At 51.4% G+C, this 20,388-nt stretch carries 14 protein-coding genes; 9 read left to right on the top strand and 5 right to left on the bottom strand.

Going from position 1 to position 20,388, the window contains the following annotated elements; all coding sequences use genetic code 11:
- Window positions 1-123 precede the first annotated feature (123 nt).
- From GJJ30_RS19180 to GJJ30_RS19150, 7 genes are all read left to right on the top strand, one after another.
- A complete protein-coding gene (locus tag GJJ30_RS19180; protein WP_154176794.1) occupies window positions 124-960 on the top strand; it encodes a phytanoyl-CoA dioxygenase family protein in 837 nt (278 codons plus the stop codon).
- 223 nt (window positions 961-1,183) lie between these two features.
- Entirely contained in the window at window positions 1,184-3,337 is a 2,154-nt protein-coding gene (locus tag GJJ30_RS19175) for a protein-disulfide reductase DsbD family protein (RefSeq protein ID WP_154176793.1), read from the top strand.
- Between the two features lie 58 nt (window positions 3,338-3,395).
- Window positions 3,396-4,307 (top strand): TIGR01777 family oxidoreductase, encoded by a 912-nt coding sequence (locus GJJ30_RS19170; protein WP_154176792.1) that lies wholly within the window; start codon window positions 3,396-3,398, stop codon window positions 4,305-4,307.
- Window positions 4,308-4,507: 200 nt separating this feature from the next.
- The gene (locus GJJ30_RS19165) at window positions 4,508-6,382 is read left to right on the top strand and encodes a polysaccharide biosynthesis protein (RefSeq protein WP_229313251.1); all 1,875 of its coding nucleotides are present in this window, start codon (window positions 4,508-4,510) and stop codon (window positions 6,380-6,382) included.
- Window positions 6,383-6,534: 152 nt separating this feature from the next.
- Window positions 6,535-7,743, top strand: coding sequence for an acetyl-CoA C-acetyltransferase (locus tag GJJ30_RS19160; RefSeq protein WP_154176790.1), 1,209 nt, complete (start codon window positions 6,535-6,537; stop codon window positions 7,741-7,743).
- A 9-nt stretch (window positions 7,744-7,752) separates the two neighbouring features.
- Window positions 7,753-9,915, top strand: a complete 2,163-nt coding sequence (locus GJJ30_RS19155) for a 3-hydroxyacyl-CoA dehydrogenase NAD-binding domain-containing protein (RefSeq protein ID WP_154176789.1) — start codon at window positions 7,753-7,755, stop codon at window positions 9,913-9,915.
- A 20-nt stretch (window positions 9,916-9,935) separates the two neighbouring features.
- Window positions 9,936-11,432, top strand: coding sequence for a M28 family peptidase (locus GJJ30_RS19150; protein ID WP_154176788.1), 1,497 nt, complete (start codon window positions 9,936-9,938; stop codon window positions 11,430-11,432).
- A 94-nt stretch (window positions 11,433-11,526) separates the two neighbouring features.
- Here the strand turns inward: GJJ30_RS19150 and GJJ30_RS19145 are convergent, their stop codons facing one another.
- The 4 genes from GJJ30_RS19145 to GJJ30_RS19130 all read right to left on the bottom strand — a co-directional run bounded on the left by GJJ30_RS19145 (window position 11,527) and on the right by GJJ30_RS19130 (window position 15,860).
- On the bottom strand, window positions 11,527-12,165 hold the full coding sequence (locus GJJ30_RS19145; protein ID WP_229313249.1) for a porin family protein: 639 nt from the start codon (window positions 12,163-12,165) through the stop codon (window positions 11,527-11,529).
- A gap of 266 nt (window positions 12,166-12,431) precedes the next feature.
- Complete coding sequence (locus tag GJJ30_RS19140; protein ID WP_154176787.1) at window positions 12,432-14,027, bottom strand: MutS-related protein; 1,596 nt, start codon at window positions 14,025-14,027, stop codon at window positions 12,432-12,434.
- Between the two features lie 20 nt (window positions 14,028-14,047).
- Entirely contained in the window at window positions 14,048-15,289 is a 1,242-nt protein-coding gene (locus tag GJJ30_RS19135) for an energy transducer TonB (RefSeq protein WP_154176786.1), read from the bottom strand.
- Window positions 15,282-15,860: an RNA polymerase sigma factor gene (locus GJJ30_RS19130; protein WP_154176785.1), complete on the bottom strand. Its 579-nt coding sequence runs from the start codon at window positions 15,858-15,860 to the stop codon at window positions 15,282-15,284. Before GJJ30_RS19130 ends, GJJ30_RS19135 begins: the two co-directional genes overlap by 8 nt.
- Before the next feature lie 111 nt (window positions 15,861-15,971).
- Between GJJ30_RS19130 and GJJ30_RS19125 the strand changes: the two genes are divergently transcribed.
- Window positions 15,972-17,849 (top strand): vWA domain-containing protein, encoded by a 1,878-nt coding sequence (locus GJJ30_RS19125; RefSeq protein ID WP_154176784.1) that lies wholly within the window; start codon window positions 15,972-15,974, stop codon window positions 17,847-17,849.
- An 85-nt stretch (window positions 17,850-17,934) separates the two neighbouring features.
- A complete protein-coding gene (locus tag GJJ30_RS19120; RefSeq protein WP_154176783.1) occupies window positions 17,935-18,639 on the top strand; it encodes a hypothetical protein in 705 nt (234 codons plus the stop codon).
- Between the two features lie 677 nt (window positions 18,640-19,316).
- On the opposite strand, the gene GJJ30_RS19115 is transcribed toward GJJ30_RS19120, so the two are convergent.
- The gene (locus tag GJJ30_RS19115; RefSeq protein ID WP_229313248.1) at window positions 19,317-20,381 is read right to left on the bottom strand and encodes an exo-alpha-sialidase; all 1,065 of its coding nucleotides are present in this window, start codon (window positions 20,379-20,381) and stop codon (window positions 19,317-19,319) included.
- Between the last annotated feature and the right edge of the window lie 7 nt (window positions 20,382-20,388).

The raw sequence follows: 20,388 nt of genomic DNA, 5'->3' as shown, positions 1-20,388 counted from the left end.
CGAAGAGCAATATGGGGAACAAAAAGTCAAAATTATACACTTATTGGGACAATAATTAAATTTTTACAAGATAATATTGAACCAATTTTGTGATATTGATTATTCCTAAACCCGTTGATTATTATGCAGGTAACCGTCGATAACCCTTCTTTGCTGCAACAGTTGGATGAGGAGTATACCGTCAGCCCGGAAGCGATTGCCTTTTATCGGAAGAACGGTTACGTCAAATTGAAAAACGTGCTGAGCCCCGAAGTACTTCAGTACTACGGCGACGTCATTACCGGACTGGTTCTGAAACTCAATACGTTGACAAAATCGATGGAGGACCGAACGACGTATGAGCGGGCTTTTCTCCAGATTATGAACCTCTGGCGGGAAGACGAAACCGCCAGAGAGTTCGTTTTTTCGCGTCGGCTGGCCAAAATTGCGGCCGATCTGATGGGTGTCGATGGCGTCCGTTTGTACCACGACCAAGCCCTTTACAAAGAACCGTCGGGCGGTTTTACACCCTGGCATGCCGACCAGTTTTACTGGCCTTTGTCGTCTCCCAAGACCGTTACCGTCTGGATTCCGCTGCAGGACACGCCGATGGAAATGGGGCCGCTGGCGTTTGCTGAACAGAGCCAGGGCGTTGAAATTGGCCGGAATATCGAAATCAGCGACGAAAGCGAGCGGTTATTAGCCGACGAATTATCCAAACTTAATTTTAACATCAACGACACACCTTTCGAGCTGGGTGAAGTGAGCTACCACGCCGGATGGACGTTCCACCGCGCCGGACCGAACACCTCCGACACACCGCGCAAAGTGATGACGATGATTTACATGGATCAGAATCAGACGATTACTAAACCCTTAAACTCCTATCAGGAAGCCGACTGGACAACCTGGCTGGAAAGTTATCCGATTGGTACCAAACCCGAAAGCGCGTTGAATCCGCTTTTGTTTGTCAGAGAGTAAAGAGTTGAGACAAGAGAATAAAGACCAGAAAAATTTTGTCTTTATTCTCTTGTCTCAACACTCTTGTCTAATTAAGTAAATTAAATATAGGTTGGTTGTGCAGAACACCCCGCTGGAACTCCGGCAGGGTGTTTTTTTTGGTTCTTGCGTGATTTGTGGAAGGAATGGAGATATTTTTGCAGAATTCGTGTTGTAGGATTGGGCAAATCAGTAAGCCATTGATATGAAACAAGTTGGTCGTTTTTTCTCTTTTCTGACGGTTTTTCTCGTAGCGCTGACCACGGCTTCCGCGCAAATTCAGCCGGACCCGACGCATTGGACGTTTACGGCATCAAAAACCGCAGCGAAGGTCGGTGATGTGGTGGAAATTCGAATGAATGCTACGATCGACAAAAGCTGGCACGTCTATTCTTCGGATCTGGACCCGGATCTGGGCCCGATTCCTACTACGCTGAAATTGAAGGAAAACGGCAGTTTCGAAAAAGTTGGCGCGTTTATTTCCCTGGCACCGAAAGAAGAATTTGAAGAAGTCTGGAATGGCAAAGTGCGGTTTTTTGAAAACAAAGCGGCACTGGTTCAGAAGGTTAAGGTCCTGAAACCTAATCCGGTGATCGAAGGCTCCATTGAATACCAGACCTGCTCGGGAACGACTTGCCTGCCCCCCACGGAGCAGGAATTTAAAGTTGCCATCAAAACCACCGGCGTTGCGGATGCTCCGGCGACGATTGCTCCCACGTCGGAAGCCGTTGCCACGGGCGAGCCCGCTGCGGTTTCTACTCCCAAAGATACGACTACCAAAGTGGCTGTTGCGCCGTCGGTCAATACCGTAAAAACCGACTCGGAAACCGTCTCATCAGCGGCACCAGTCGCTATCCCACAACTCGAAACGAATCAGCCCCAAAAGCCCGAATCCTTGCTCGGATTCATGGTGGCGGCATTTCTGTCGGGCCTGCTCGCCCTGCTGACGCCCTGCGTTTTCCCGATCATTCCGATGACGGTGAGCTACTTCACCAAGCAGGATAACGGATTGTGGAAAGCGGTTTTGTACGGCTTGTCGATCATCGGTATTTATGTGCTGGTCGGAACAGTGGTTTCGCGGATTAACGGCCCGGCTTTCGCCAATTTTGTCAGTACCCACTGGCTGCCCAACGTCCTGTTTTTCGCTATTTTCTTCGTTTTTGGCTTGTCGTTTCTCGGTTTGTTTGAAATTGTATTGCCCACTTCGCTGGTGAATTCGATGGACGCCAAAGCCGAAAAAGGCGGTGTGGCCGGAATTCTGTTCATGGCGTTTACGCTGGTGCTGGTGTCATTTTCCTGCACCGGGCCCATTGTCGGGAGCTTGCTGGTTGCATCGGCGGGGGGCGAAGTCTTGAAACCAATTGTTGGCATGGCGGCCTTTTCGGCGGCTTTTGCCATTCCGTTTACGCTGTTTGCGGCTTTTCCACAATGGCTCAAAAGCCTGCCCAAATCGGGCGGCTGGCTGAATTCGGTGAAAGTGGTGCTCGGTTTTCTGGAACTGGCGCTGGCGCTGAAATTTCTGAGTATTGCCGACCAGGTGTATCACTGGAATCTGCTCGACCGTGAGGTTTATCTGGCGTTCTGGATCGTTATTTTCGCGTTGATCGGTTTTTACCTGCTCGGGAAAGTACGATTGCCGCACGATAGTGAAACGAAAACCGTCAGCATTCCCCGCTTGCTGCTGGCCATTGTCACGTTCGCTTTTGTTGTCTACATGATCCCCGGTTTATGGGGCGCACCTTTGAAAGCTTTGGCCGGTTATTTGCCGCCCGAAACCACGCAGGATTTTGGTTTTCAGGGTGTTAGTGTTTCGTCGACGGAGAAGGAAAATACATTGGGAGAAAAGCCAAAATACAGCGAATTGTTCCGGTTGCCCCACCGGCTTCAGGGCTTTTTTGATTACAAACAGGCATTGGCGTACGCGGCCAAAGTGAATAAACCGGTTTTTATTGATTTCACCGGCCACGGCTGTGTGAATTGCCGGGAAATGGAAGCGCGGGTTTGGTCCGAAGAGCCGGTTTTACGCCGGTTGAAAAACGATTACGTGATCCTGGCGCTCTACGTCGATGACAAAACCGAGCTGCCGGAAGCCGACTGGTATACCTCAACCTACGACAAGAGGCAGAAAAAGACGATCGGCGCGCAGAACGCCGATTTGCAGATTGTCCGCTACAACAACAACGCCCAGCCGCATTATTGCCTGGTCGATCCTACCGGAAAGTTGCTGGTTCAGCCCAAAAACTACGATCTGGACGTAAATAAGTTTGCCGGTTTTCTGGATGAAGGCAAGAAAATGTACGCCCTGTCGGCCAATGCAACCGCCGATTTGCCGGTGTCCAATCAGACCGCTTTGAAATAAAAAACCGGGTAACAATTTTCTGAAACGGCTGGTTACTCCATGACCACCTTCAACCGTCATGGCAAAAACAATTCTGATTACCGGCGGCACCGGCACCATCGGCCGCCGACTCACCCAATTGCTGCTTGAGCAGGGATTTCGCGTTTCGCTCCTTAGCCGTTCTAAAAAAGAGATTCCCAACGTTACGGTGTATCAATGGGATGTCGGGAAAGGCCACATTGATCCGCAGGCCATTCTAACGGCCGACCACATCATTCACCTGGCCGGAACCGCCATTGCCGACGAGCGCTGGACGGATGCCCGCAAACAGGAAATCATCGATAGCCGTACCCAATCGACACTGCTGCTGGCCAGCGCCCTGCGTTCCGGCAAACACCATGTTCAATCGTTTGTATCGTCTTCCGCGACCGGTTTCTACGGCGGTGACACCGGCGACCGCCCGCTGACGGAAACCAGCGAAGGCGGCAGCGATTTTCTGGCGCAGGTGGTTCGGGCGTGGGAGCGTTCCGTGGATGAAATCGCCGGGTTGGGCATTCGGACAGGCAAACTCCGCACCGGTATCGTGTTGACGATGGAAGGCGGTGCGCTGCCCAAACTTGTGCAGCCGATCCGGCTGGGGGTGGGTGCTCCGCTGGGCTCGGGGCAGCAATACATGTCCTGGATTCACATCGATGATCTGTGCCGGATGTACATTCAGGCGGCTACTGATGAGAACTGGCAGGGAATTTATAACGCAGTTGCGGACAAACCTGTGACTAATCAGACATTCACTCGTCTTATAATAGAACTGCTGGATAAACCGCATTTTTTACCCCGTGTGCCCGGCTTCGCCATTCGCTTGTTATTTGGAGAAATGGCTGTTGTTGTTTTAGGAGGTAACTATGTGGTAAACAAACGAATACGTGCAGAAACGACTTTTCAATATACATTTCCGGAACTGGAAGCAGCGTTGAAAAATTTATTAAAGTAATTGTTTTTGTCGCGGAGTATTTACGTAATTTTACTCATATTATTGTTTTTACAAACAAATATGGCTAATGGAATTACCGGTAATTATTTCGATAGAAAATCATAGCGTGCCTACCAACTTGTGAACTGATGATTAATCAATTATTGAGAACGAGTGCAACTCGTTTTGTGTCCAGTTACCTGGTCTTGAGTATCGACGTAATGATCTGCATCGTATCATTCTCAGTTGCTTATATTCTGCGATTCAACTTTGAAACCAACGGCATTAACCGCGCCGACTTTTTGTATTGTTTGAGTGTTACCGTTGGTTTTCGACTGCTGTTTTTTCTGCTATTCCGCTCGTATCAGGGCATTATCCGGCACACGAGTTTAGAAGATGTAACTTTATTGGTTTACGCGGTTACGACAAGCGTGATACTAACGGCGCTGGGTTCGCTGATTCTCTGGCAGTTGTCGGGGCGGGTTTATTTTTATATTCCGCTCTCCATTCTCCTGATTGATTATTTCTGCTGCCTGGTTTTTTTATCAGTTAGCCGGTTTATGGCCAAAGCTTTCTATTGGACACTCATGGCCGGAAATGGCGGAATTCGTCAGCCGGTGTTGATTTATGGCGCCGGAAAAACGGGCCTGTTAACGCGCAAGGCATTGGTTCAGGACTCCGCACAACGGTATATCATTTTGGCATTTATTGACGACAATCCCTATAAAATTCAGAAAGTCATTCAGGGCATAAAGGTTATTTCGAGACAGGAAGCGTACGAGCGTTACATCCGAAATCAGGCTGTTCTGCCGCAGGTGATTTTAGCGATGGACACCGCCGACCAGCATGAGAAAAATGAAATAACGGAGTTTTTTCTGCCGCATCACGTCAGTATCAAAACCATTCCGACCATTGGGCAGTGGATTGACGGCGAATTGAAGTCTTCGCAGATTCGCGACATCCGGATTGAAGATCTGCTGGAACGCGATCCCATTCGTCTCGTTAATCAGGAAACCGGCGAACAGTTGCGTAATCAAACCGTGCTGGTGACGGGCGCTGCCGGTTCGATTGGGAGTGAACTTGTTCGGCAATTGTTGCACCACCGACCGCGCACGATTGTGTTGCTGGATCAGGCTGAATCGGCCTTGTTCGATCTTGAATTTAATCTGCGCCGTGAATATAAAACCGCTCTTGCCTACACAAATCTGCTGCTGAAAATTGGTGATGTGGCCGATGAAACCCGGATGCACCATATTTTTCGGGCAGTTAAACCGGATTTTGTCTTTCATGCAGCTGCCTATAAACACGTTCCGTTGATGGAACAGCACCCTTACGAAGCCGTCCGGGTCAATGTGCTGGGTACCCAGATTGTGGCCGATCTGTCCGTTCAATTTGGCGTCCGGAAATTTGTGATGATTTCGACCGACAAAGCCGTTAATCCGACCAACGTGATGGGAGCTACCAAACGGCTGGCCGAAATGTACGTGCAAAGCCTGAACCATCCGGATACTAAATTGCGGAAAACCCGGTTTATGGCGACGCGGTTTGGCAACGTTTTGGGTTCCAATGGTTCCGTTGTGACGGTTTTCCGGCAACAGATTCAGGCCGGTGGGCCGGTAACGGTAACGCATCCGGACATTATTCGCTATTTCATGACCATTCCCGAAGCCTGCCAGCTGGTGCTGGAAGCGGGGACGATGGGTAAAGGCGGAGAAGTATTCGTTTTTGATATGGGCGAACCCGTTCGTATTGCCGAGCTGGCCCGAAAAATGATTCACCTTTCCGGGTATACCGTCGGCAAGGAAATCCAGATGGTTTATACCGGTTTGCGTCCGGGCGAAAAGCTATTTGAAGAATTATTGAATGATAACGAACAGACTCTGCCGACATATCATCCCCAGATTATGATTGCCCGCGTCAATACGCCCGAATTAAATGAAATAAAAGCCGTTTTTGAAGAACTGCGCTACCGGTTGGCCGAAGGTGATGCGAATAAATTAGTGCGCATTATTAAACTGGTCATACCGGAATACATCAGTAAAAACTCGGCTTTTTCTTCCCTGGATACTCAAAAAACCGCCGTCGCTGAGCTGTAGGTACGGCTGAAATTCTTCGGGTAAGAAAGAAATAACCCGCTCCGCCGGTCAATTTTGATGCAATCACTTGCGGCCTATTTGCCATACCGGTAAGTTTGTTTTTCTATGACCGTATGTTCGCATACCGTTGTTGGTAAAATAAACGAACCCTTATGACGCAGGCTTTCATTTACGACGCCGTCCGAACGCCACGTGGCCGGGGCAAAAGCGATGGCTCCCTTCACGATGTGCAGCCGATTCAACTGCTGACCAGCGTTTTGCGTGAACTTAAAAACCGGAATCAACTCGATACGGCACTTCTCGACGACGTATTGATGGGCTGTGTGACGCCCATTGGCGAACAGGGCGCCGACATTGCCCGCACCGCCGTGCTGGAAGCCGGTTACGCCGAAACCGTCGCCGGGGTGCAGCTCAACCGCTTCTGCTCGTCCGGACTCGAAGCCATCAATATGGCGGCCGCTTACATCCTTTCGGGGCAGTTCGAGGCCGTGGTGGCCGGTGGGGTGGAGTCGATGTCGCGCATCCCCATTGGTTCAGACGGGGGCGCTTTGTTCATGAATCCGCAGATTGTGGCCCGTCATAACATTGTGCCGCAGGGAATTTCGGCCGATTTAATTGCCACCAAATACGGTTTTAGTCGGGCCGATGCCGACGCCTTTGCTGCCGAATCCTACCGACGGGCGACGGTTTCGCAGCAGGAAAACCGCTTTGCCCGAACGCTCATTCCCATCAAAGACGAACTTGGCGTCACATTGCTTGACCGCGACGAAGGTGTTCGACCGGACACTACTGCCGAAAGTTTATCGAAATTGAAACCCGCTTTCGAAGCCATCGGAAAAATGGGTTTCGATGCCCTGGCGCTGCTGAAATACGCCGATCTGGCACAAATTAACCACATTCACCACGCCGGAAATTCCTCCCAGATTGTCGATGGAGCCGCTGGCTTGTTGATCGGTTCGAAAGAATTTGGTGAAAAAACCGGTTTGAAACCCCGCGCCCTCATTAAAGCCTTTGCCGTTGTCGGTACCGAACCAACCATTATGCTTACCGGCGTTGTTCCGGCCACGCAAAAGGTGCTGAAAAAAGCCGGTATGCAACTCAGCGATATTGATCTGTTCGAAGTAAACGAAGCCTTTGCCGCCGTTCCGCTATTTTACATGAATCAACTGAGTATTGATCACAACCGGCTGAATGTCAACGGTGGAGCGATTGCGCTGGGCCATCCGCTGGGCGCAACGGGCGCCATGATTTCGGCCACATTGCTGGACGAACTGGAACGCACCGACAAACAGGTGGGTCTGGCAACGCTCTGCGTGGGCGGAGGAATGGGCGTTGCCACGGTTTTTGAACGTATTAACTAAGTCATTCACATGATTAACTACACTAAAAACCGCAACGTCGCCATTCTGAGCTGGAACATGACCAGCAGCCCGATGAACGTCCTCAACGACGATTCCATTCCGGCGTTTGAGGCTGCGCTGCAACGGGCTTACGACGATGCGGACGTCAAAGGAATCATCGTTACATCGGAGAAAAACGAGTTTATTGCCGGGGCGGATTTGAAAATGATCCTCCGCAACAACGATAAAGATCCGGCCGAAATGCTGAAAATTTCGGCCGAGCTGAACCGCATTTTCCGGGCCATCGAAACCACAGGCAAACCGACAGTGGCCGCCATCAATGGCACGGCTTTGGGCGGGGGTTACGAAGCCTGTCTGGCCTGCCACCACCGCATCGCGCTCGACAATCCGAAAGCGATCATCGGTTTGCCCGAAGTATCGCTCGGTTTGCTACCCGGCGGGGGCGGAACCCAGCGGTTGCCGCGCATGCTCGGCATGGAAGCCGCTCTGCCGTTATTACTGGAAGGAAAACGCGTCAGCCCGAAAGAAGCCCTGGCGCTGGGGCTGGTCGACGAACTGGCGGTTTCGCGGGAAGAACTGCTGGAAAAAGCATTTGCCTGGATTGAGGCCAATCCCGAACCGTTGCGGCCCTGGGACGAGCGCGACCGGAAAACGGGCAAAATTGTCGGAAAAGAAAATTTCAAGGTGCCGGGTGGCGGGGTGCAAAGCCCCACGGGAGCGCGGGTTTTTGGTGCCGGAACGGCGATGGTCATGGAAAAAACGCACGGAAATTACCCGGCTCCGCTGGCAATTCTGTCCTGCGTTTACGAAGGGTTGCAGGTCAGTATGGATCGGGCGCTGGTGATCGAAGCGCGGTATTTTGTGAAAGTGGCCACGTCGAAGGTGGCCAAAGGCTTGATCCAGACGATGTTTCTGGGTTTGAACGAAGCCAATAAAGGGATCAGCCGCCCGAAAGATATTCCGGCGACGGACGTCAAAAAAGTCGGTATTCTGGGCGCGGGGATGATGGGCTCGGGCATTGCGTACGCAGCCGCCATCGCCGGAATTGAGGTATTTTTGAAAGACGTATCGGTCGAAGCGGCTGAAAAAGGGAAAGACTATTCCCGGACGGTTTTCAAAAAAGCCATTGAGCGCGGAAAGGGAACACCGGAAAAGGCCGAAGCCGCGCTGAGTCTGATCAAAACCACCGCCGATGCCGAAGACCTGCGGGGCTGCGACCTGATCATCGAAGCGGTTTTTGAAAACCGGGAACTGAAAGCGCAGGTAACGCAGGAAGCTGAACCGATGCTGGCGGAACAGGGCGTTTTTGCGTCCAATACCTCGACGTTGCCAATCAGCGGACTGGCGCAGGCAGCGGCAAAACCGGCGAATTTCATCGGCTTGCACTTCTTTTCCCCGGTCGATAAAATGCAGTTGGTCGAAGTGATTCGGGGCAAACAAACGTCGGACTACGCGCTGGCTTTGGCGCTCGACTTCGTCAAAAAAATTCGCAAAACGCCGATTGTCGTCAACGATTCGCGCGGTTTTTACACCTCGCGGGTATTTACAATGTACACGGCCGAAAGCATGGAGTTGTTGAAAGAAGGTGTGAATCCGGTGCTGATCGAAAACGCTGGGCGAGCGGCCGGGATGCCAGTTGGGCCGCTGGCCGTTACCGACGAAGTGTCGCTGGAACTGATCCACAAGATTTCGGGCCAAAGCATCAAAGACGGCGTCTTGAATGAAGACGATACGGCGTTTCAGATCGGCGGAAAATTTGTTGAACTGGGCCGGTTGGGCAAAAAATCAAAAGCCGGTTTTTATGAATATCCGGCGGACGGAAAGAAATTCCTCTGGCCCGGTTTGGGCGAACTCTTCCCGCTGGCCGAAAACCAGCCTTCGGTGGAAGAAATTAAAAAACGGCTTTTATACCGGCAAGTGCTCGAAACCGTTCGCTGTTTTGAAGAGGGCGTTATCCAAACCCAGCTGGATGCCGACATCGGTTCCATCCTGGCCTGGGGTTTTCCGGCCTACACGGGTGGGGCTTTGTCATTTGTCGATTATGTAGGAATTACGAACTTCGTGCAGGAAGCCGACCGGCTGGCCGACGCCTATGGCGAACGTTTCCGGCCAACACCACGGCTGCGCGAAATGGCCGAACGGGGCCTGAGTCATTTTGAACCAACTAACTGAAAATCTTACACTTCACAACCATGTTAAAACCATTCGGCTTTTTGTTAAGCGGTTTTTTCCTGTCGGCAGTTGCCAGTGCGCAACCCGTTCCCAAAGTTCCTGAAGCCAAACTCACGCGGGCGGAAGTTGAAGCGCAAATGCGGTTTCTGGCGGCCGACGAACTCCAGGGACGGCGGACGGGTGAACCCGGCAATTTGGTGGCTGCCCGGTATATTGCCGAGCAATTCCGGGCGCTGGGTCTGAAACCGGTAGCCGGGCAAACGGATTACTACCAGAAAATACCGTTCGTGCAAACGAAACCGGTGGCCTACGCCCGAGTCGGAATTGGGACTGATTCGCTACAGTTCGGGAAGGATTTTGTCGTTGTCGGAGGGAAGGAAACGAACCTGAAAGCCGAGACGGTTTATGTGGGATACGGCCTGACCGAAGCCGCCGATGGCTACAACGGACGTGATGTGCGGGGCAAAATTGTTGTAGCGCAGGTCGGTTCGCCGGAGGCCACAACCAATCGGGGACTGCTGGCCGCTTCGGAGCAGAAACGAAAACTGGCCGCCGAAAAAGGTGCAGTTGGTTTGATCGAACTCTATACGAGCGGTACGTATCCGTGGCCCGTGGTGACCCGCGCCTTTCAGGGCGAACAACTGTCGCTGGCGTCTTCTACCGAATTGCCGACGCTTTTACACCTTTGGGTCGATAACGGGAAAAACCAGTTGGCGAAATTGAAAGATGCCAGCCAGACGATTTCGATCCAGACGTCGGGACGGCCCCAGCGGGTGATCGACGCGGTCAATGTGGCGGCTGTGGTGGAAGGAACCGATCCGAAACTAAAAAATGAGTACGTTTTATTGTCGGCGCATTTCGATCATGTGGGTGTTGGCAAACAGGGCGGTCAGGCGTATACGTCGGGTGACAGCATCTTCAACGGCGCGCGCGACAACGCCTTCGGAACCGTTGCGTTGTTGGCGTCGGCCAAAGCATTACAAGCCCAGCGTCCGAAGCGGTCGGTGCTGATTCTGGCGTTAACGGGGGAAGAACTCGGTTTGCTGGGCAGCCGGTATTATGCCGAACATCCGCTGGTGCCGCTGAAACAGACGGTTTTTAACCTGAACAGCGATGGCGCGGGGTACAGCGATACGACCATCGTTTCGGTCATGGGATTGGAGCGAACGGGGGCAAAAACCGAAATCGAAACCGGTAGCAAAGCCTTTGGGCTGGGCGTTTTTGCAGAACCGGCTCCCGAACAAAACCTGTTCGATCGCTCCGACAACGTCAATTTTGCGATCAAAGGAATTCCGGCGCCTACGTATTCGGCGGGTTTCAGGAAGTTTGACGCCGATTTATTCAAGTATTATCACCAGGCGGCTGACAACCCGGATACGATTGATTACGGATATTTGCTCCGATTCTGTCAGGCGTTTTCGTATACCGCCCGGCTGATTGCCAATAAACCGACGCGGCCGCAGTGGATCGCCGGTGACAAATACGAAGCAGCCGCGAAAGCCTTATACGGAAATTAACGTACCGACGGACTTCAGTCCGTGAGATCCTCGAAATAGAATTAACTTCTAATAGGAGCTAAATCTCACGGACTAAAGTCCGTCGGTATGTTGATTAATAATTCCGGCCTACGCCGAAGCTGTAGCCGAGCGTGAAGCTGAATGTTGAATTACCGAGCCAGGGCGATGAATTCGTTCTGACGTTCGTAAGACCGAGGGTGTAACGGGCGTCGATCAGGAAACGCTGGCGGTCTTTAACTTTGAAATTGGCCTGAAAACCGGCGGTTCCGCCCAAATCCAGCGGTTCAAATTCGTCTTTCGTATCGGAATCAGGATACGACTGCCCCTGGTTGATGGAGTGAGTCCGTTTGGCAGCCATCAGAATGCCCAAAGAAGGGCCAACGAAAAAATTAGGCCGGAAATTGCCGCTCAAATTCAGGTAATAACGGGCCACAACGGGAATTTCCAGGTAATTGAGAAATTGCGTGTGGCTGCTGCGATCGCTGGGATTATCGTATTTACCTCCGCGCTGCGAATACAGAACGTCCGCTGAAATACCGAAATGATTGATTGAACTGTAACTGACAAAGCCACCGGCAATTAAACCGACTTTTGGGCCATAATAGCTGCTCTTGCCGTAAAGACTCGAAACATTGACGCCGATCCGGGGTCCGGCACTCCAGCGTTGTTGGGCCAGCAGGGTGGATGCACTGGCAAACAGAAAAATCATTCCAAAAACTAGTCCTCTTTTCATTGTGCAATTTAGTTGAGTCATTTGCGTATAGTGGGGTTGATTAGCATTTACTACAACTGCGATTGTCGTTAAATGTTTTTTAATGCGTTAAAAGGCGCAAATATAACGGTTTCACCAAAACCGCGAAGCCTTATAAAACAGTCAAATTGGAAAAACACCTGTCAGGTCTTTAAGACCTGACAGGTGTTTGGGTTTTTAAAATACAATTTTTTTGCCCTCACAGATAAAAATAGGAACGACTATTCCAGACGGAACGCACTGGTTTTTCAGCTTTTCGCCCGGCTTATTTGTTCGGATAATTCGCTGGCCTCCCGAATCACATCCGGTGGATAGCCGTTTAATTCGAGGATGCGAATGGCATTTCTGGTTTTCAGATCACCTTGCTTGAGTTTGTAATCGAACACAATTTTGTCGTCTTCCACGATTTCGGTGAAATGATATAAATCGTATGTGTCTTTTAAGTAGCCGGTCAGTTCCACGTCATGCGTCGAGACAAAAACCAGGTGCGGGCCTTTGTTCAGGTAAGCAAGTACGGCCTTTCCGGCCGCGATCCGCTCCACGGTATTGGTCCCTTTGAAGAGTTCATCCAGTAAAAAAAGGGTTTGAATTTCGGACCGGGATTCGTCAATCATGCCTTTAATCAACTGAACTTCTTCCAGATAATAACTTTTCTCGTTCAATAAATCATCCGTCACCCGAATCGTTGAAAAAACGCGCAGAAGGGGCATTGTGAACTCGGTTGCCAGACAGGTATTCAGGGTCTGGGCAAGGATGACGTTGATCCCGATGGTGCGGATAAATGTGGTTTTTCCCGACATATTCGAACCGGTCAATAGAACCGATTTATCGACCAGCGTTAGTGAGTTGGTAACTGGATTGGGAATGAGCGGATGGTAAACATCGCGCATGATCAGTTTCTTTTGACCTTTACTGAATTGGGGCTGACAATAAGTGGCTAAACCCGCCCGCAGGGAGCTAATTGACATGGCCGTGTCGATCAGGCCAACGTACTGAAAAACCCGGTCAATATCCGCCCGTTTGGAATTTAACTGCTTCAGGACGTGAAAAAGCACCAAAGGTTCGATGAGAAATAAAGCCTTCAGAAGCTCCGTGATCACTTCCAGCACCATGCCCACTTCACTTTGTAGCCTGGATTCCAGCTTGAAAAAAGACATCGAGGAGGCCACTTCGTCGAGAACAGCGACGGACCGATTCAGATCGTCGGTTTCCGGTTTGAGCGGTTCGTGTTTGAGCAGTTCTTTCGCAACCTGGTTCAATCGAAGCAGTTGGGGAAAAGAGGCAATGTATTGAAACAGGTTATTCTTATTCCAGTAGTGAATGCTGTAATTGATCATCAAAACCCCTAGTAGCCCCAAAAAAACGGGTGGATAAAAGGGGAGCAGGATGAGAATAAACAGACTAAGAACGGGCAGGAGCTTCATGACCCAAAACCAGTGGGGCGGTTCCTGATGCGGTTTTAAAAAGAGGGAAGGGATATAATAGGCGTTCTGGTGCGAAAGACTGGAAAGGGAAACACCGACCTCCTCCCGAAGGCTGGCATCGTCCGAAAAGGCCGTGGTTATTTTTTCCAGAAACCGGGTTTTGGCTTCTCTAAAATCAATGGTTCGCAGCCGGGCATATAAATAGTGTTGACCTACGCGGGAAATCGTCCGGTCGGCAAACATGAACACTTCGTCAAAATCCAGATCCTGGTAGGTTTTGTCGGAAATAACGTGATCGGTGCTTTCAGGGGCGCGGTTTGCGAAGAATTGCTCAATCCTGGAAAAATCGAAAGACTCTGATTTGGGTTTGCCATAACTGGCTTTCAGTACGGCCTTTACTTTATCGTTGGATTGAAACATTCGTTCTGATTTTACTCGCTTTAAAACACAATATCCTGTTCGACAAACTGCGCAACGGGCTGGCCATTTCGGCTGATCGGTTTCCAGCGCGGGCCCTCGCGAATCAACCGAATGGCTTCTTCGTCGCAGCCGTAACCCAGCGATTTGACAATGGAAAACTGACTGACCGAGCCATCGGGCGCCACCAGAAACCGGACGCGGACGGTGCCGGAAATCCCTTTCTCTTTCGCTTCAGCGGGCATCCGCCGGTTTTCGTTCAGGTAGGTTTTAAAGTTAGCTGGGGCGGAGGGAGTTTCCGTGGATGCGGTTTTTGCCGGTGCCATTCTTGCCCGACTGCCCGGTGCGGATTTCTTCGCCTGAGCACCATACCCCATGACAATAACTTCGGATAATGCCTGCGTATCGGGTTTGAGCTGAATCGAATCGGTATGTGAATGACCGGCCAGAATTTCCTGTTGGACATACCCGATGGAAACGAGTTGCAGCGTATCGGTTTTTCGAACCTGACTCAATTGAAAACGACCCGATGGATCGGTAACGGCTTGCTGGTTACTATTTTTGGCTCGTACCAAAACACCCGGCAGGGGGTGTTTTTCTTCATCAAAAACCTGCCCGCTTACGGGCACATCGGCACGCTCGGTTATCCGCACCGCACTTCCCGGAGCGGCAAAAGACTGCGGACGGGATGCCGCCGGAGCCGGTGAATCCGCCAGCAGATTATCTTTGGGTAGAATCAGACTGTCATTGGCCGGAGCGGTTATTTCGTTGGGCGGAACGGGCTCGGTCTTTCGGGCCAGCAGCGGAGGTTGAGGTTTCGCCGACGGAGTTGGGAATCCTTCTTCAACGGCCTGATCATCAGCTGGTTTTTCGGGCAAAACCGCATCTTTCTGCGCCGAAATCCGGGGTGCGGGCGCACTAGTCATGCCCTCCGGCTCCGACTTTTTTTGCAGGCTTATGTACCAGCCAATACTCAATACCAGCACGACCGAAGCCGCGGCCGCCGGAATCCAGATGGGCAAACGCTTCACTTTTTTGTCGGCAACCCGGTTTTGCAACCGCTCGCGCAGTTCTTCCGAAACCCGGTTCAGCTCGCCGGTTTTCTGCCCACTGGCTTCCAGACCTTCCAACGCTTCGGCGTAGAGCGGATTTTCCAGCAGCAGTCGTTCCACCCGGTGCTGTTCGGCAGCGGAAAGCGCCTTGTCGCTGTACCTGCGCAGGTCCTCGGTGGTCAGGTGGTCGTTATGTCGATTCGGGTCATTCACGGTTTTTGTCCATGCAGATTTTCAAATTGCGTCGGCCGTTTTGCAGATGACTTTTGACGTTTTTCAGATCGTAGCCCGTCAGTTCGGCAATGTCGGCGTAGGTTTTCTGGTTCAGGTAAAACAGCGAAATACTGGTGCGTTGTTCCTCCGATAAGTTTTTCAGGCAATCGTCTAGCTGATTCAGCTTCGTTTCCAGATCCAGCCCGTCGGTTTCCGGCCAGACCGTCAGCGGCATTTCAATCACCTCGGCCTCGTCATTCCATTCGCCCGCGACGGTTTTTCGCTGCCGCAACTGCATCAGGCAATAATTGCGGGCGGTGGAGTGGAGCCAGCTTTTAAAATGCTGAATTTCGTATTTCCGCAGATCCGTAATCAGTTGTTCGAACAGCTGCATCACTGCGTCTTTGCTTTCTTCTTCGTCGCGCAAGTACTTGAAACAAACCGCATACACCAGATCCATGTACCGCTCATACAACGCACTGAGCCATTCCAGATCACCCGTAGCTTTATACTCCGAGATATATTCGGCGTCGGTAACGGGTTTGGGTTTTCGGAATCGCTTAAAAAACATACGGTTGAAACGGCTTCCCCGCAACTTACAAAAAAAAGTTTCGGTGCCGTATGGAATTCGAAACACGGCTGCATCAATAGGAGAAAAAAGACTCCTCAATTCCATACAGCCATGCGCACAATTTTTTCAATTCTGATTCTTGGACTCTTATTCGTATCGACGATTCGGACCAATCGCACCATCACGGGCCGCGTTACCGACGCCAGTTCCAACCAGCCGCTGCCGGGTGTTTACGTTGGATTTAAAGGTGCGTTGGCCAACACCACCACGAACGCCGACGGGCGCTACACCCTTGCGATTCCCGACGGACCACAAACGCTCCTTTTCAATTCGATCGGTTTTCTGAGCGCCGAAGTAAAAGTGACGACCCAAACCGTGGTCGATGTCAAACTAAAGGCCGATACCCGGGCTTTGGAAGAAACCATTGTGGTCGGCTACGGAATGCCGTCGAAGCAGAGTATGTCGGGCACAGTCGGGGCGATGTATCCGGGCCGGAGAGCCGTAGCGATGCCTACTTTCCAACGAATTTCTATGCCCCGGCCGAATACCGAAGATTATACCAAAGTCGAGGAAAACGGTTTCAAGAATGCGCAACAACAACCGGTTACGACCTTTTCGGTCGATGTCGACCGGGCGGCTTACGGCAACATCCGACGGTTTTTGAATAATGGGAATTTACCCCCGCAAGATGCCGTTCGGATCGAGGAAATGGTGAATTACTTTGAATATGACGATCCGCAGCCAACCGGAAATGATCCCGTTGCCGTGAAAACCGAGTTGTCGGAATCGCCCTGGAATCCGGGTCTGCAATTGCTTCGCATTGGTTTACAGGCCAAAAGCATTCCGACCGGCAACCTGCCCGCGTCGAACCTGGTTTTTCTGATCGACGTCTCGGGCTCGATGGAAGCCGATAATAAATTACCGCTCGTGAAAACCGCCCTGGGTTTGCTGGTGGATCAACTCCGCCCGCAGGACCACGTAGCGATTGTGGTGTACGCGGGTGCGGCCGGTCTGGTGTTGCCTTCGACGCCGGGCAACGAACCGCAAAAAATCAAGGACGCGATCAGTCAGTTGTCGGCCGGTGGTTCCACGGCGGGGGGCGAAGGCATTTTGCTGGCGTACAAAGTAGCGCAGGAAAACTTCCGCAAAGACGGCAACAACCGCGTCATTCTGGCCACCGACGGCGATTTCAACGTGGGAGCCTCGAGCGACGGCGACATGCAGCGGCTGGTGGAGGAAAAACGCAAATCGGGCGTTTTCCTGAGCGTGCTCGGTTTCGGAATGGGCAATTATAAAGACAACAAACTTGAGACATTATCGGACAAAGGAAACGGCAATTACGCCTACATTGACAATTTGCAGGAAGCCCAGAAAGTGTTCGGGAAAGAATTCGGCGGAACGCTGTTTACGGTCGCGAAAGACGTGAAACTGCAACTGGAATTTAACCCGGCGCGGGTGAAAGGATACCGGCTGATTGGCTACGAAAACCGGATGCTGAACAACGAAGATTTTCACGACGACAAGAAAGATGCTGGTGAAATGGGGTCAGGGCACACGGTTACAGCTTTGTACGAAATCATTCCGGCAGGCTCGGAAAGCGCTTATCTGAAGAAAGTCGACTCGCTGAAATACCAGCGGCAGGCTATTCCAACCGGCAACGAAACAGAATTATTGACACTGAAAATCTGCTACAAAAAACCGGATAGCGAAACCAGTCAGTTGATGAAGCACGTGGTGAATTATCAGACCCAAAAATGGGACAACACTTCCGCCGATTTACGGTTTTCGGCTTCGGTCGCCGAATTCGGCCTGTTGCTCCGCGACTCGGAATTCAAAGGCAATGCGAACTACAAACAGGTAATAACGCTGGCGAAGCAGGCGCTGGGCCGTGATCCGGAAGGCTATCGGGGTGAATTTATCCGGCTGGTAAAACTGGCTGATTCCCTGTCAAATGGCTCGGCGGTGGCGAAAAAGTCGGACGAAAAATAAGCGGTTTTCCAACGGTGCTTCAATGGCGGGGGTCATTTAATCGGTGGCTATGATGCTCCGATTAGTTTAACGAAAAAATACAACCATGAAGCAAGTAAAATGGGCGGTTGCGGCTCTGTTAGTAGTCATTAGCGCAGCCTGTCAACATGATGGAGTAGCGCCTGAAGGACCAGTAGCATTGACGAATTCCGATTTTAAGGCCAATACCGATGGCTGGAGCGCCGAGGTAACCGATTATTCAGTGGCTCAGGAAAACATTATCGAATTCCAGTCGGGTCTGAAAGCGTTACCGGCTCCCTTGGATTCGTCCAAAAAATCGTTTATGATTTCGGGCCACAACCGGAGCGATGACCTGTTCATGTTTTTAAAAAAGAAAGTAACGGGTTTATTGCCGAACCAGACTTATCAGGTTCAGTTTGAGGTTGAGCTGGCCTCCCAATACGGGACTAACAGCATCGGAATTGGCGGTTCGCCGGGCGGTAGTGTGTATCTGAAAGCCGGGGTTTCGGCCATCGAACCGAAGAAGGTAAAGGAAGGCGACGATTACCGGTTTAACATCGACAAAGGCAATCAGATGGAAGGAAGTGCGGCCGTGCCGGTGTTGGGTAATATCGGCGCCGGTGATGATGTGACGCAGTATAAACTCATCCAGCGCAGCAATCCGCAGCCGATTTCGGTGAAAACCAATGATGCGGGCGAACTGTGGCTAATTGTCGGCACGGACTCCGGTTTTGAAGGTCTGACGACCTTGTATTACAACCGGATCAAAGCCGTAGCGACCTTGCAGTGAGCCAGTTTTTTAATGAAAAAGCCGCCGTGCTCTGAGGAGCACGGCGGCTTTTTTGTATTGAGAATTTATTTCACTCTGAATCTTTTTTGAAGCCGAATTTTGCTTAGTTCGATTCAGAAAGTAGTGTTACTTTTTATGACGGAAAGCGTCTAAATGGTTTATAAACATTGTATTTCCTCATCTGCTCCGATTACCGATGCTGTAAGGCTGAGGAGTTAAATCATAAGAGTCTATTATTATGGCTATATACGATCGAATCAAACGCAACTTAACTACTGAAGAGTTCGATATGAAGACGATTGCTATATTGGTAATGGCGATCTGCTTTTTTATTCTGTTGGCGGGCGAAATGGCTTATTTTATTGGGATGTATTATTGCAAGTGCAAACCCTGATTTCCTTTCACTTGTATATAGGTTTTAAGAGACAGTTACGTCCAATCGGGACGAAATCTTTGTAGTTAAGTAAGGGTGCGGTGCAAAAGAGCAGAGTTCCATAGGGGCGGCATCTTATTCGTCAGCAGCTTTATAATAAAGATACTGTTCCTACGGAACTCGAACGTCTGAGGTAATGAGGTAAATCGCTCTCTACAAAGATGACGTTCCTCCAGAACTTGAAAAGAAATCAAACCGCTTCTAAAAGTTTTTCTAATCAACAAAGGCTACTCAGCAGATTGGTCTACAGCGTAACCCGCTCCGCCATGACCTGCCCGTCCAGCTCCCAGACGCACCAGGCGGTTTTTCCGGCCACGGCAATGCTGGGCATCTGACCCTTGCCAATTGAAACCGGCGATTGGCTTCCGGATTTAACCCAGACCGTGCCGCCTTCGTCCCAGGCTAGCAGTGGGCCATTCGGGCCAGGAGCCAGTGTGACATTCCGGCCCGCCGAGACAGCCTGCTCCGGCTCGCCCGGTACGCAGGTGTAGAGGGTGTTTTCGCGTCGCCAGGCCGTGAGGGGCTGACCGGTTTTTGAAATCACAACGGCACCGCCGTCCATCGGGCAGGCGTTTAACTTCCAGGTTCCGGTGCCGAGTTTCTGGGCGGATTGATACGTTTTTCCGCCGTCGACCGAGTGAGCCAGGTACAAATTTCGGGAACCGTCGAGCCAGTTGCGGAACTGAACATAGACGTCGTTATGGTCGGCGACGATGGAAACCCGGCAGCATTCGCAAACCGTGCCGTCGGGCGAGCGGTAGATCACCTGATTCGCCGACCAGGTGCGTCCGCCATCCCGGGAAGTTGCGCCGACAATTTTATTCTTTTTGTCAGCGCGAAGATCCAGCCAGGCCGCGTGAAAAATGCCTTTCGACGCACCGGTTACACCCTGAAACCCCTCTTTGGCGATTTGCGGCACGTCGTTGATGCGCACGGCGGGCGACCACCGTCCTTTCTTCCGATCCAGCGAATACGCAAACAAATCCCCGGCCTTATTGACCGCCGTGACGACTACAAAGTTTTCGGTGACTGCTACCTGCGGCCCTCGTTTGGCACCCGCTACCAGGTTTGGCAAAACCGCTATCGCTACCGGCTGGCCGAAAGAGGCTGCCTTACCGGTCGTGGTGGTATAATAAATGGTTGAGTCCTGCCCAAAAACCAGGTGTAGTTTCCCGTTCGCTTCCGCAGCGACGACGGGTAAATGACCCGTTGCTAGTTTCTGGACGGAGCCTGTCGGTTGCCCGTTCGCACAAACGATGCCACCGTGGAGCGTGAGGAAAAATAGCCAGCGTCTGATGAAAATGACCATCGCAAAG

This window comes from Larkinella terrae (assembly GCF_009668025.1).
GTDB lineage: Bacteria > Bacteroidota > Bacteroidia > Cytophagales > Spirosomataceae > Larkinella > Larkinella terrae.
Note: the sequence above shows the minus strand (reverse complement) of the source record. Positions and strands in the feature narration are given on the sequence as shown.

What these genes read in the sequence shown, in the direction of transcription:
- GJJ30_RS19180 (WP_154176794.1), top strand. Translation starts at nt 124, where the DNA reads ATGCAGGTAACCGTCGATAACCCTTCTTTGCTGCAACAGTTGGATGAG.
- GJJ30_RS19160 (WP_154176790.1), top strand. Translation starts at nt 6,535, where the DNA reads ATGACGCAGGCTTTCATTTACGACGCCGTCCGAACGCCACGTGGCCGG.
- GJJ30_RS19120 (WP_154176783.1), top strand. Translation starts at nt 17,935, where the DNA reads ATGAAGCAAGTAAAATGGGCGGTTGCGGCTCTGTTAGTAGTCATTAGC.
- GJJ30_RS19140 (WP_154176787.1), bottom strand. Translation starts at nt 14,027, where the DNA reads ATGTTTCAATCCAACGATAAAGTAAAGGCCGTACTGAAAGCCAGTTAT.
- GJJ30_RS19115 (WP_229313248.1), bottom strand. Translation starts at nt 20,381, where the DNA reads ATGGTCATTTTCATCAGACGCTGGCTATTTTTCCTCACGCTCCACGGT.
- GJJ30_RS19150 (WP_154176788.1), top strand. Translation starts at nt 9,936, where the DNA reads ATGTTAAAACCATTCGGCTTTTTGTTAAGCGGTTTTTTCCTGTCGGCA.
- GJJ30_RS19130 (WP_154176785.1), bottom strand. Translation starts at nt 15,860, where the DNA reads ATGTTTTTTAAGCGATTCCGAAAACCCAAACCCGTTACCGACGCCGAA.
- GJJ30_RS19125 (WP_154176784.1), top strand. Translation starts at nt 15,972, where the DNA reads ATGCGCACAATTTTTTCAATTCTGATTCTTGGACTCTTATTCGTATCG.
- GJJ30_RS19175 (WP_154176793.1), top strand. Translation starts at nt 1,184, where the DNA reads ATGAAACAAGTTGGTCGTTTTTTCTCTTTTCTGACGGTTTTTCTCGTA.
- GJJ30_RS19145 (WP_229313249.1), bottom strand. Translation starts at nt 12,165, where the DNA reads ATGAAAAGAGGACTAGTTTTTGGAATGATTTTTCTGTTTGCCAGTGCA.
- GJJ30_RS19165 (WP_229313251.1), top strand. Translation starts at nt 4,508, where the DNA reads ATGATCTGCATCGTATCATTCTCAGTTGCTTATATTCTGCGATTCAAC.
- GJJ30_RS19170 (WP_154176792.1), top strand. Translation starts at nt 3,396, where the DNA reads ATGGCAAAAACAATTCTGATTACCGGCGGCACCGGCACCATCGGCCGC.
- GJJ30_RS19155 (WP_154176789.1), top strand. Translation starts at nt 7,753, where the DNA reads ATGATTAACTACACTAAAAACCGCAACGTCGCCATTCTGAGCTGGAAC.